The 12,258-nt window shown below is 64.3% G+C and carries 13 protein-coding genes; 8 read left to right on the top strand and 5 right to left on the bottom strand.

From position 1 onward, the window contains the following. Window positions 1-103 precede the first annotated feature (103 nt). Window positions 104-2,254: an RNA polymerase sigma factor RpoD gene (gene rpoD / locus IVB50_RS14550; RefSeq protein ID WP_247296166.1), complete on the top strand. Its 2,151-nt coding sequence runs from the start codon at window positions 104-106 to the stop codon at window positions 2,252-2,254. A 214-nt stretch (window positions 2,255-2,468) separates the two neighbouring features. Continuing rightward, window positions 2,469-2,846, top strand: coding sequence for a DCC1-like thiol-disulfide oxidoreductase family protein (locus IVB50_RS14545; RefSeq protein ID WP_247296247.1), 378 nt, complete (start codon window positions 2,469-2,471; stop codon window positions 2,844-2,846). Window positions 2,847-2,864: 18 nt separating this feature from the next. On the opposite strand, the gene IVB50_RS14540 is transcribed toward IVB50_RS14545, so the two are convergent. After that, window positions 2,865-3,101, bottom strand: coding sequence for a hypothetical protein (locus tag IVB50_RS14540; protein ID WP_007614643.1), 237 nt, complete (start codon window positions 3,099-3,101; stop codon window positions 2,865-2,867). A gap of 503 nt (window positions 3,102-3,604) precedes the next feature. Between IVB50_RS14540 and IVB50_RS14535 the strand changes: the two genes are divergently transcribed. Continuing rightward, on the top strand, window positions 3,605-4,411 hold the full coding sequence (locus IVB50_RS14535) for a lytic murein transglycosylase (RefSeq protein WP_085360517.1): 807 nt from the start codon (window positions 3,605-3,607) through the stop codon (window positions 4,409-4,411). 195 nt (window positions 4,412-4,606) lie between these two features. On the opposite strand, the gene IVB50_RS14530 is transcribed toward IVB50_RS14535, so the two are convergent. After that, the gene (locus IVB50_RS14530) at window positions 4,607-5,440 is read right to left on the bottom strand and encodes an SDR family oxidoreductase (protein ID WP_247296164.1); all 834 of its coding nucleotides are present in this window, start codon (window positions 5,438-5,440) and stop codon (window positions 4,607-4,609) included. 130 nt (window positions 5,441-5,570) lie between these two features. Between IVB50_RS14530 and IVB50_RS14525 the strand changes: the two genes are divergently transcribed. From IVB50_RS14525 to IVB50_RS14510, 4 genes are all read left to right on the top strand, one after another. Continuing rightward, window positions 5,571-5,945: a response regulator gene (locus IVB50_RS14525; RefSeq protein WP_018453620.1), complete on the top strand. Its 375-nt coding sequence runs from the start codon at window positions 5,571-5,573 to the stop codon at window positions 5,943-5,945. Window positions 5,946-6,001: 56 nt separating this feature from the next. Then, window positions 6,002-6,613 (top strand): LysE family translocator, encoded by a 612-nt coding sequence (locus tag IVB50_RS14520; protein ID WP_247296161.1) that lies wholly within the window; start codon window positions 6,002-6,004, stop codon window positions 6,611-6,613. Window positions 6,614-7,179: 566 nt separating this feature from the next. After that, window positions 7,180-8,391: a GGDEF domain-containing protein gene (locus IVB50_RS14515; protein ID WP_247296158.1), complete on the top strand. Its 1,212-nt coding sequence runs from the start codon at window positions 7,180-7,182 to the stop codon at window positions 8,389-8,391. A gap of 34 nt (window positions 8,392-8,425) precedes the next feature. Continuing rightward, window positions 8,426-9,052, top strand: coding sequence for a peptidoglycan recognition family protein (locus tag IVB50_RS14510; protein ID WP_247296157.1), 627 nt, complete (start codon window positions 8,426-8,428; stop codon window positions 9,050-9,052). 4 nt (window positions 9,053-9,056) lie between these two features. On the opposite strand, the gene IVB50_RS14505 is transcribed toward IVB50_RS14510, so the two are convergent. The 3 genes from IVB50_RS14505 to IVB50_RS14495 all read right to left on the bottom strand — a co-directional run bounded on the left by IVB50_RS14505 (window position 9,057) and on the right by IVB50_RS14495 (window position 11,819). After that, a complete protein-coding gene (locus IVB50_RS14505; RefSeq protein ID WP_027520274.1) occupies window positions 9,057-9,398 on the bottom strand; it encodes a hypothetical protein in 342 nt (113 codons plus the stop codon). A 296-nt stretch (window positions 9,399-9,694) separates the two neighbouring features. Further along, window positions 9,695-10,594, bottom strand: coding sequence for an RNA polymerase sigma factor RpoH (rpoH, locus tag IVB50_RS14500; protein ID WP_007596598.1), 900 nt, complete (start codon window positions 10,592-10,594; stop codon window positions 9,695-9,697). A 217-nt stretch (window positions 10,595-10,811) separates the two neighbouring features. Beyond that, window positions 10,812-11,819, bottom strand: a complete 1,008-nt coding sequence (locus tag IVB50_RS14495) for an RluA family pseudouridine synthase (protein ID WP_247296155.1) — start codon at window positions 11,817-11,819, stop codon at window positions 10,812-10,814. Between IVB50_RS14495 and IVB50_RS14490 the strand changes: the two genes are divergently transcribed. Further along, complete coding sequence (locus IVB50_RS14490; RefSeq protein ID WP_247296153.1) at window positions 11,818-12,162, top strand: hypothetical protein; 345 nt, start codon at window positions 11,818-11,820, stop codon at window positions 12,160-12,162. The genes IVB50_RS14495 and IVB50_RS14490 overlap by 2 nt on opposite strands. Window positions 12,163-12,258 lie beyond the last annotated feature (96 nt).

Here is a 12,258-nt window from a genome sequence, read left to right as displayed (position 1 = left end):
TTCCGTGTCGAGATCTGACGAAGCGAGAGCATCGAGCAACAGGTTCAAGTGATTTTGCGCGGGCGCGGCGAACGTCTGTGTGAAACGCGTTTAGGAGCAATGGATGGCCACCAAGGCAAAGACGCTGCAGGCGAAGGACAAGGAAAAAGACGACAAGGCAGCGGACGCGCCGGAGAAGGACTCCCAGGACGCGCCCTCGCCGTTGCTCGATCTGTCCGACGCGGCCGTGAAGAAGATGATCAAGCAGGCCAAGAAGCGCGGCTTCGTGACCTTCGATCAGCTCAACGAAGTTTTGCCGTCCGACCAGACCTCTCCCGAGCAGATCGAGGACATCATGTCCATGCTCTCGGACATGGGCATCAACGTCACCGAAGCCGACGATAGCGAAGGCGAGGAGGACAAGGACGAGGGCGGCGAGGACGAGACCGACAACGAGCTCGTCGAAGTCACCCAGAAGGCCGTCACCGAGGTCAAGAAGAGCGAGCCGGGCGAGCGCACCGACGATCCCGTGCGCATGTATCTGCGCGAGATGGGCACCGTCGAGCTGCTGTCGCGCGAAGGCGAAATTGCGATTGCGAAGCGCATCGAGGCCGGCCGCGAGGCGATGATCGCAGGTCTGTGCGAAAGCCCGCTGACCTTCCAGGCCATCATCATCTGGCGCGACGAGCTCAACGAAGGAAAAATCTTTCTTCGTGACATCATCGATCTCGAAGCCACCTATGCCGGGCCCGATGCCAAGGCCGGCATGAACAATGCGATGATCGCCGGTCCGAACGGCGAGACCGGTGAAGCGACGGCCGAAGGCGGCCAGGCCACCGGCGCCGCGCCCGCGCATGTCGCGCCGCCGGCCGCACCGCCGGCGCCGACCCCGTTCCGCGCCGCGCCTGCGCCCGGCAATGTCGGCGACGCCGCGAAGGATCCGGCGGAATCCGCCGCCGAAGCCGACATGGACGAGGACGACGAGTTCGAGAACCAGATGTCGCTTGCGGCGATCGAGGCCGAGCTCAAGCCGAAGGTCGTCGAGATCTTCGACAAGATCGCCGACAGCTACAAGAAGCTGCGCAAGCTGCAAGAGCAGGACATCCAGAACCAGCTCGAGAGCACCTCGCACGGGCCCTCGCTCTCGCCGCACCAAGAGCGCAAATACCGCAAGCTCAAGGACGAGATCATCGTCGAGGTGAAGTCGCTGCGCCTGAACCAGGCGCGTATCGACAGTCTCGTCGAGCAGCTCTACGACATCAACAAGCGCCTCGTCTCGCATGAGGGCCGCCTGATGCGCCTTGCCGACAGCCATGGCGTCGCGCGCGAAGACTTCCTGCGCAACTACACCGGCTCGGAGCTCGATCCGCGCTGGCTCAACCGTGTCTCGAAGCTGTCGGCCAAGGGCTGGAAGAACTTCGTCCATCACGAGAAGGACCGCATCAAGGACCTCCGCCACGAGGTGCATCAGTTAGCTGCGCTGACCGGCTTGGAGATCATCGAGTTCCGCAAGATCGTGCACTCGGTGCAGAAGGGCGAGCGCGAAGCCCGCCAGGCCAAGAAGGAGATGGTGGAAGCCAACCTCCGTCTCGTGATCTCGATCGCCAAGAAATACACCAATCGCGGCCTGCAGTTCCTCGACCTGATCCAGGAAGGCAACATCGGCCTGATGAAGGCGGTCGACAAGTTCGAGTATCGCCGCGGCTACAAGTTCTCGACCTACGCCACGTGGTGGATCCGGCAGGCGATCACCCGCTCGATCGCCGACCAGGCGCGTACCATCCGCATCCCCGTGCACATGATCGAGACGATCAACAAGATCGTGCGCACCTCGCGCCAGATGCTCAACGAGATCGGCCGCGAGCCCACTCCTGAGGAATTGGCCGAGAAGCTCGGCATGCCGCTGGAGAAAGTCCGAAAAGTCCTCAAGATCGCCAAGGAGCCGTTGTCGCTGGAGACGCCCGTCGGTGACGAAGAGGATTCACACCTCGGCGATTTCATCGAGGACAAGAACGCGATCCTGCCGATCGACGCCGCGATCCAGTCCAACCTGCGCGAGACCACCACGCGCGTGCTGGCCTCGCTCACCCCGCGCGAAGAACGCGTGCTGCGCATGCGCTTCGGCATCGGCATGAACACCGACCACACGCTGGAAGAAGTCGGCCAGCAGTTCTCGGTGACGAGAGAGCGTATTCGACAGATCGAGGCGAAGGCGCTGCGAAAGTTGAAGCATCCGTCAAGGTCAAGGAAGCTGCGGTCGTTCCTGGATAACTAGTTCAAACGCCGCCACTTGGTGGTCTGTTGAAACAAGAACGGCGGGCGAAAGCCCGCCGTTTTCGTTCACGCCTACTTCGACAGCGTTCAGCCCAATAGAGGCTCATGCTTTTCCAATCGAATATACACCCGACCAGAGAGGCGCATCGATTCTGGAATTCCGGGTGGATGGCTCCAGCCTCGACGTCGCAAGGATCGACATCTATGCTTTGATGATGCCGGCTCACCTCACCGTCTGGTACAACACCCGTTGCCCTGTCTGCAATGCCGGCATCGACTGGCAGCGCAACAAGCTGTTGGCGCTGGTGCGCGCGGGTAGGATCGAATTCAGGGATATCAACGAGCAGCCCGAGGCGCTGGCGTGCTTTGGCGCCACGCTCGGCGACATCAGGCGCCGCCTGCATGCGACCGATGAGGCCGGCCAACTCATCGTCGGCGCGGATGTCGCGATTGCGCTGTGGAGGCTGACGCCGAGGGAGGGGTGGCTTGCGGGGTTGTTCGGAAATCGCGTGGCGCTGCCGTTCACCCGGTTCTTCTATGACCGGTTTGCCGATCTGCTGTTTGCCTGGAACAGGCGGAGCGGACGCTGGTGAGCGCCTGCCTGGATTGACCTACTTCTTCTTCGCGCCGACCCGCTCGAGGTTCTTGATCTCAAGCGCCGGGCGGCCGGATTTTTCGGCGATCTCGCGGTCCTGCTCCATGATATAGGCGCGGGCCGGCTCGTCGCCGTCGAGGCCGCCGAGCAATTCGGCGGGCACGCGCCGGTTGGAGCGTTGTGAGCCGTCTTCATAGAAGACGTTGAAAAAGGCGAATTCGCCCTTGGGATTGGTTCCGGGTTTTTTGGCCATGGCCGGCTTTTCGTCGATCAGGGGGCCATAGTCAAATGACTTTGGCAGGTTTCCGGTGGCTGGGCGCGGACCCTGCAGCGGCAGAACCAGCTGCGCGATCGATCGACGAACCCATTTACGAGGCGCCTCGATGTCGGGCGGAAGAGTCCAACGCTTCGTAAAACCCGATGCGCTCCTTAGGAGATCCTTGCCTCACCCTTGCCTCAACAAACGGCGGGCCGCGAAGCCCGCCGTTTATTTTGGTCTTCAGCGTCGCCCGGGGCTGGCGGGGCGACAACCTAGAATAGAATGTTATAACCGGCGCCATGCCATGGCAAGGCAAATCGCTGGCGCTGCGATGCCGCAGCGAGCGCATGAGATATGCAGTGGTCGCGACATCGGACTTCATTCGTCGAGCCAGGATGCGATTGGTTCTGGTGAGGATTTGCCGCTTTGACGCGAATCTGGTTCCCGGGCATGATCGCGCGCCGCTCTCCCGCCCATTCCCTGTAGGATTCATCCGAATGTCGAAATACGCCTTGGCCATCGCCTTCATCGCCTGTCTGGCCGGCGGATCGGCGCAAGCCGCGCGCTGCGGCGGCGACTTCAACAGCTTTGTCGCCAGCATGGCCTCGGAAGCGCAGGCCGCCGGCGTCTCGGCGAGCGTGACCAGCGCGGCGCTCAGCGGCGTGCAGCAGGACGGCGCGGTGCTCGCCTTCGACCGGCGCCAGCGCTACACCTTCAACAAGAGCTTCGAGCAGTATGTCTCGACCCGCGTCGGCCCCGGCCGCATCAATGGCGGCAAGGCGCTGTTGCAGCGCCATGCCGCGCTGCTCTCACGCATCGAGCAGCAGTTCGGCGTGCCCCGCTATATCCTGGTTGCGATCTGGGGGCTGGAGAGCGATTTCGGCAAGGGCGACATCGGCAAGCTGCCGGTGGTCCGCACGCTGGCGACGCTCGCGCATGACTGCCGCCGCACCGAGCTATTCCAGGGCGAGCTGCTCGCGGCGCTGAAGATCGTGCAGCGCGGTGACCTGCCGCTGCGCGACCTGATCGGCGCCTATGCCGGCGAGATCGGCCAGACCCAGTTCCTGCCGTCCTCCTACATCAAGTACGGCGTCGATTTCGACGGCGACGGCCACGTCGATCTCCGCCACAGCGTCCCCGACGTGCTCGCCTCGACCGCGAACCTGCTCCACACCAGCGGCTTCAAGATGGGCCAGCCCTACGGCGAAGGCACCGCCAATTTCGAGGCCATGCGCGAATGGAACAGGGCGGTGATCTATCGCAAGACGATCGGGTATTTTGCCGATCGGCTGGCGGGGCAGTGAGGGGAGCCAAAGAGACGGAGCACTCGCGCACATACTTGGTGTCATCGCCCGCGAAGGCGGGCGATCCAGTATTCCAGAGACCGCGCGAGAATACGGAGAGGCTGCGGCGTACTGGATTCCCCGCCTTCGCGGGGAGTGACAACGGAGAGGTCCGTGAACGCTCGCCAGGACGACGGTTTAATTCGACGGCGCCCCTCACTCCGTCCCCTTCGCCATCCTCTCCAGCTTGCGCTGCAACGGCGCCCAGTACGTTGCCGGGCGGAAGCGCTGCAGGAGATCCATGAAGCGGGCGTCGTTGCCGATCAGGATGCGCGGCTCGTTTCTCTCGATGCCCTTGATGATGCGCAGCGCGGCGTCCCGGGGCGTGGTCCTTGCCGCGTTCTCGAACCGCTCGATCGATTGCGACCGGCGTGCGTTGTCGGTGACGCCGACCCCGGTGCGCGAGTTGCGGGCGATGGCGGTGGCGACGCCGCCAGGATGCACGACCGACAGCCTGACAGGGCTGCCCGCCATGGCCAGCTCGTGCCGCACGCTCTCGGAAAAGCCGCGCACCGCGAATTTCGCCGCGGCATAGGCCGACTGTCCCGGCGGGGCGATGATGCCGAAGATCGAGGACAAATTGACGATGTGTGCCTCGCCCAGCGTCTTCAGATGCGGCAGGAAGGCGCGCGTGCCGTGCACCACGCCCCAGAAATTGATGTCGAACAGCCAGTCCATCTGCGCCTGGTCGATCTCCTCGAACGATCCCATCAGTGCAACGCCGGCATTGTTGACGACGATGCCAAGTGCGGGATGCGCGGTGGCCGCCTCACGCGCGAATTGCGCGATGTCGTCGGGCTTGCTGACATCGACGCGATGCAGGCTGAGCTTGCTTGCGGCGCCGATCTCGGCCGCGAGCGTCTTCAGCCCGGGCTCGTCGCGATCGGCGAGCGCGAGATCGCAGCCGCGCCGTGCAAGCTCGATCGCCAGTGCGCGGCCGATGCCGCTTGCCGCTCCGGTGAAGGCGGCGGCGCCGCGGATTGCAGTCATGATGATTCCCCCGTCGAGCCACTTGAGCGGAACTATGATTTACATTTTTTCATATTGGAACCGAACCGCATGGCGGTTCCCACCTTAACCTACGTTACTTGATGAAGACAGGCAGCATTGGGAGCCGCCGATGGGACAAGCAAAGCCGTTTCGAGCCACCGCACTGATCGTGGAAGACGACCTCATGCAGAGGGAGATGCTCAGTCTTCTTCTCGAAGAAAGCGGCTACGACGTCATTCAATGCGAGAGCGCCGAGGCGGCCGAGCTTGTGCTGGAGAAGAGCGCCGGCGCGCTCTGCCTGATGATGACCGACGTTCAGCTTGCCGGCCGCATGAACGGCGTCGAGCTCGCGCATGTCGCCAAGGACCGCAACCCGAAGCTCGACGTCGTCGTCACCTCCGGCCGGCCCTTGATGCAGGCCTTGCCGAACGGCGCGAAGTTCTGGGCCAAGCCATGGGCGCCGCTCGACGTGCTCCGCGAGGCCGAGATCGCGCAGCTGTCCTGAGGGTCGATCCGGCAGGCCGGCTTTCGTGGTCCGCGGCGCGGTGATAAGGTCGGTCCATGACCTTGTCCTTCCTGCTCACCTCGCTGATCGTCGTCGCCTCGCCCGGCACCGGCGTGCTCTACACGCTGGCGGCCGCGCTGACCCGCGGCTCGCGCGCGAGCATCGCCGCTGCCTTCGGCTGCACCCTCGGAATCGTGCCGCACATGACGGCCGCGATGCTGGGGCTCGCCGCCGTGCTCCACACCAGCGCGCTCGCCTTCGCCGCGCTGAAATGGTGCGGTGTCGCCTATCTGCTCTACATGTCCTGGCAGGCGCTGCGCGAGACCGGGGCGCTGGCAGTCGACGGCGAGATCCGCGAGCGTTCGGTCGGTCGGGTGATCGTGACCGGCTTCCTGATCAACATCCTCAATCCGAAGCTGTCGATCTTCTTCCTGGCTTTCCTGCCGCAGTTCATCGCCGCGGACGAAGCCCATGTGCTGGCGCGAATGCTGCAATTGAGCGGCGCCTTCATGGCGATGACGTTTGCGGTGTTCGTGGTCTACGGCCTCTGTGCGGCATCGGTGCGCGAGCGCGTCATCTCCCGCCCGCGTGTCATGGCCTGGCTGCGCCGGAGTTTTGCCGCCGGCTTCGCCGCGCTCGGCGCCAAGCTGGCGTTCGCGGAGCGATAGCTTCTCCAGCCAACAAAAAAGCGGGCCTTGCGCCCGCCATCTTCCAACTCAGAACTCCCACCCGACGCCCGGGCGGAGCGTGCTCCACCCGGGCAAAGAATAAGAAGCCTCGCTACTTCTTCTTCGCTGCCTTCTTGGCCTTCTTCTTCGTCGCCTTCTTCGCCTTCTTCGCTTTCTTAGCCATAGGATCCTCTTCAGGGTTAATGGTGAAACGCGACACGAGGGATGCTCGGCGGAGGGCCAGCCTCGCAACATCCTCGATGACAAGCTCAGCAGATTCGCGCGCTTCTGCCCCGCGCTGTCACATCCGTGTCATCGCGTTATCCACAGCTCAGATGCATTTTCGGGTGATTTTAGCTCACGAATCCGCATCGCCGGCATGCCTAACGATCCGACAATGCGCCAGCCGTTCATGAATCCAAAACCAAAGTCATGCTTTCGCGGATCGCAGTGAGACTCCGTTAAGCGCGGCGGCGGCATTGTCCCCCCAAAGAAAACGGGGACGGGATCATGGACGGTCAGCTGGCAGGGACGGAGGGCGCGACGCTGCGCGCGCCGCGTGCGCCATGCTGAACGTGCCGACACTCTGGACCGTGTTCGTCGTCAACTTCCTGGCGCTCGGCCTGATCTGGGCCTACGTGATGCGCACCTATCCGAAATTCGCGGCCGCGCGGTTCTGGATGGCATCGTCCTTTATCGGCGCGACCGGCGCGATGACGGCCCTGCTGCGCCTGTTCGTCGCGTCTCCGTTGCCGCTCCTGCTTGGCGCTGCCGGCGTCATCGCGGCGAGCTGCCTTGCCGCCATGGGCATTCAACGCTTCTATCACCGGCCCGTCTCATGGCGCGTCATGATCGCAACAGCAGGCTTAAGCCTCGCCGGCGTCGTGTTCTTCGTGGTCGGCTTCGACAACATGCAGCTGCGCATGCTCTGCTACACGCTCGGTCAGGCCGTGCCGCTGGTGCTGGCGCTGCGTCTGTTGCTGTCGCCGCCGGAAGGCCGCGTCAGTCCGGGCGCCCGGCTGTCCGGCATCGTCATCCTCGCCATTATCGCGATCCTCGTCGTCCGCACGGTGGGCAATCTGCTCGGCGGCGATTTCTCGGCAAGCGCCGGCGGCCAGGCTCATGGCGTCATGGTGCTGGGTCTCCTGTTCCTGTCCATGACGCTCAATTTCGGCTTCCTGCTGATGGCGATGGACAGCTTGCGCAACGAGGTCGCCGACCTCGCGCTACTCGACGATCTCACCGGCGTCGCCAACCGGCGGCATTTGTTGCAGCGGCTGAGCGAAGAATGCGCCCGCTCGGAGCGCAGCAGCGAGCCGTTCTCGCTGCTGGTCATCGATCTCGACGGCTTCAAGACCATCAACGACACCCATGGCCATGCCGCGGGCGATGCCTGCCTCCAGCACTTCACCCTGATGGCGCAGACGCGCTTGAGGCCCGGCGACATGCTCGCCCGCACCGGCGGCGACGAATTCTGCGTCGTGCTGCCCTCGTCGACCTTGCGCGAGGCGGCTGCGATCGCCCGCCGCGTGCTCGAGGTCTGCCGCCAGGATGCCGTCACCTGCACCGGCGTCGACATTCCGATCGCGATCTCGATCGGGGTAGCGCAGTGGGACCGCGGCGTCGGCCAGTTTCCGGACCGCCTGATCGCGCATGCCGACCACGCGCTCTATGCGGCCAAGAAGAACGGCAAGAACGACTTTGCCGTCCACGATCCGGCGCCGCCGCTCATGCCTGACCCGATCGGTCCAGGCGAGGCCTTGCGCAAATTCGCGTAAGGGCGTGCTAACGTCAGGTCCGCATTGGACCCGCATGATGATCTCTCGCCTGCTCGCGGCCGTTCTCGCCGCTCTCACTCTGATCGCACCTGCCGCTGCGACCGACGCCGAGCTCGCAAAGCTCGCGCGCGCCTCCGGCACGCCCGACATTCCCGGCCTGAAGATGGTGTGGCTGGCGCCATGGGGTGACGTCGGCAACGCAAAACCGTGGCGCAACATCATCGTGCACCAGACCGAGGGACCGGCCGGCTCGGCGCGGGGCGGTGCCGAGGTGCAAGCGAAGAACCCCACGCGTCGCGGCGTCACATTGTGGGTCGAGACCGACGGCACCGTCTATTGGGCGGTCGCGGAAAACCTGGTGCCGACCCACGGCGATGGTGCCAACCGCAACGACAACAAGTACATCGACAACAAGCCGACCTATCGCCAGGTGGTGCGCGACAATTCGATCGGCGTCGAGTTCGCCGGCAACTATCCCGACGTCACGACGGGCCCGACCGCGGCGCAGGTCGCGGCGTGGAAGATCCTCGTCCAGATCCTGCGCGCGCGCTACGGCATCCCGCTCGACCGCGTCTATGCGCACAACTGGATCGACTACAAGGACGCCCGCTATTGCGAAGGCTGCTGGCTCGCGACGCTGGCGCGGGTTTGGGGGGAGTGACGAGCTACACCGGTTGCGACATCCAGCCGAACAGCCGCCGGATCAAGCCCGGCCGCCGCGGCAGTTCCGGCGGGTCATCCGCCGCCAGCACGCGTTTGAAGAAGTAGTCCAGGAACACCATGTCGTTCGGCTCGGTGACGGTGAATGTCTCGTCGCCGAAGTAGACGCTGTAGTTGAAGAAGAACGGACCCATCAGCGGGATCGTCGCGGTCGAGGCGTAGTCCTTCGAGATCACGAACTCCGACGGCTCGAGCCCGTGGTCGCGCATCGCCTGCTCGACCAGCGGCAGCTTCCGCATGAACTGGGCGGAGAAACCGCCGACGGTGGATTGCAGGATGATCGACACGGTGCGTGTCCGTTCTCTTGATGCTGTCGGCCCGATGCTTTTGGTCGGTCGACCGGCAGCGCGGGTTCAAGGCAGAGCCACAACCCCGCTGTCATCGCCCGGTTTAGCCGGGCGATCCAGTATTCCGGAGGCCTGCATTGGAGACCTCGCTCTTGCAACAAGCGCCGCGGCGTACTGGATGCCCCGCCTTCGCGTGGCATGACGGCGAGAGTTGCGTCCAAACAAAAAAGCCGGCGTTGCCGCCGGCTTTCTGTCACTTGTCGATCCGCCAAACTCTGGCGCTAAAAACCTCGCGCTTAGAGCGCGGCTTCCAGCGCGGCCTGTTCGGCCTTTGCGATCGTGCCCTTGACCGCGGACTGCACCTTCTCGAAGGCGCGGACCTCGATCTGGCGGACGCGCTCGCGCGACACGCCGAACTCGGCAGCCAGGTCTTCCAGCGTCATCGGCTCATCGGCGAGGCGGCGCGCCTCGAAGATGCGGCGTTCGCGCGGGTTGAGCACGCCCATGGCGCCGTTCAGGGCGTCACGGCGGTGATCATACTCCTCGTGCTCCGCCAGCATGGCTTCCTGGTTGGGCGAATTGTCGACCAGCCAGTCCTGCCATTCGCCGGCTTCGCCGTCGTCGCGGATCGGAGCGTTGAGCGACGCGTCGCCACCGAGGCGGCGGTTCATGTCGACCACGTCCTGAGCCGTGACGCCGAGACGCTTGGCAATGATGGCCACCTGGTCGGGGCGGAGATCGCCTTCGTCCAGTGCGGAAATCTTGCTCTTCGCCTTGCGCAGGTTGAAGAACAGCTTCTTCTGGTTCGCGGTGGTGCCCATCTTCACGAGCGACCACGAACGCAGGATGTACTCTTGAATCGAGGCCTTGATCCACCACATCGCGTAGGTTGCGAGACGGAAGCCCTTCTCGGGCTCGAACCGCTTCACCGCCTGCATCAGGCCGACATTGCCTTCTGAGACGACCTCGGAGATCGGCAGGCCGTAGCCGCGATAGCCCATGGCGATCTTGGCCACGAGACGGAGATGGCTGGTGACGAGTTGGTGCGCGGCGTCGCGATCATCGTGCTCGCGCCAACGCTTGGCGAGCATGTATTCCTGCTGGGGTTCCAGCATCGGAAACTTGCGGATTTCGCCGAGGTAACGGGAAAGGCCGGATTCGCCATTAAGGACCGGCAGGGTAGCTGTACGGGCCATAGTGCGCCCTCCAAACAGGTTCAGGCCCCCGATAGCGGCGGGCCAGGCAGACGACCGCTTGGTTAAAGCCGATCGGTGCTGCGATGTTCCGCGTTGGTCTTCAACGCAAGCGCAATATACTCCATCGGAAGGCAAAAAGGGAAGGATTGCTGACGTCACGTCCCCGTGTGGCAGCTATAACTTTTTGTAATGTAAAGCATTTCTGAAGCGGCCTGCGTCATAGCGCCGCCTTGAGGGCCCCCTGAAGGAGAAGCAAATCCTCCGGCAGAGGCGTCTCCCAGTGAAGTAATTCTCCAGTCCTCGGGTGCTCCAATACCAGCAGGTAGGCGTGCAGCGCCTGCCGCCCCAGCGCGGCGAGGGCGGCCTGCGACTCGGGGCCCAGCTGGTTCGCCTTGGTCTTGAAATGCGGGCCGTAGACGGCGTCGCCCATCAGGGGGTGGCCGATATGGGCGAGGTGGACGCGGATCTGATGGGTGCGTCCGGTCTCGAGTTCGCAGGCGAGCAGCGTCGCGATCGGCTTGCCGTCGCGTCCGGCAAAACTCTCCAGAAGCTCCCAATGCGTCACGGCCTCGCGGCCGCCCTGGCGCACCGCCATTTTCTCGCGCGCATGCGGGTGACGGTCGATCGGCGCGTCCACGGTGCCGCGATGGCGGCCCGGCAGCCCCCAGGCGAAGGCCATGTAGCCGCGCCGCATCGGCCCGGTACGGCCGTGATCGGCGAATTGCGCGGTGAGCGAGGCATGCGCGAGGTCGTTCTTGGCGACCACCATCAACCCGGTGGTGTCCTTGTCCAGCCGGTGCACGATGCCGGGCCGGCGCACCCCGCCGATGCCGGAGAGCGAGCCGCCGCAATGGGCGATCAGCGCATTGACCAGCGTACCGGTCTCGTGGCCCGCCGCGGGATGCACCACCAGCCCCTTCGGCTTGTTGAGGACGACGATGTCGTCGTCCTCGAACACGATCTCGAGGGCGATATCCTCGCCTTTCGGCTCCGGCGCGGCCGCTTCCGGCACGTCGATTGTGATCGTATCGCCGGAGGCGACGTGATAAGCGGGGTCCCGGATCGCGGCGTCCCTGAGGCTCACCGCGCCCCCCAGAATCAGGGCTTTCAGCCTCGATCGCGATAGCTCGGCAAGGTGCAGCGCCAGCACGCGGTCGAGCCGGGTCGAGCCCTCGGAGCCTTCGACGACAACCTCCAACCTTTGCGCAGAGCCAGAATTTTCCATGACGACGTCTGATACCGTTGTTCCCGAACCGAGCCCCGAGCAGGCCGCGCTGTTCGCGCGGGTGCGGCGGATGATGCTGGTCGCGGGGTTGACCACGGCGCTGGCAATCTGCGCCGTGCTGATCGCGGTGGGCTACCGCCTTTTCAAGTCCGAGGGAAGGGCGCCCGAGCCGGCAGGCGACGTCACCGCGACTCTCCCGAAGGGCGCCAAAATCGTCTCGAGCGGCGTCGCCGGCGACCGGCTCGTGATCACGCTCGACATCGGCGGCGTCACCGAGATCCGCACCTTCGATGCCCACACGTTGAAGCCGGCTGGAAAGCTGAAATTCGCCAATGAGCCGTGAGTACGGCCTCGGAACTCGCCGCCATCGTCTTCCTGGCGAAGGCCAGGACCCATAACACCGGCTGGTGTGGTTGCGGGGACTGGTGGGTCCTGGCAT

The organism is Bradyrhizobium sp. 87 (genome assembly GCF_023073015.1).
Taxonomy (GTDB): Bacteria; Pseudomonadota; Alphaproteobacteria; order Rhizobiales; family Xanthobacteraceae; genus Bradyrhizobium; species Bradyrhizobium canariense_D.
The sequence above is the reverse complement of the archived record's forward strand: the minus strand, read 5'-3'. Positions and strand labels throughout refer to the sequence as shown.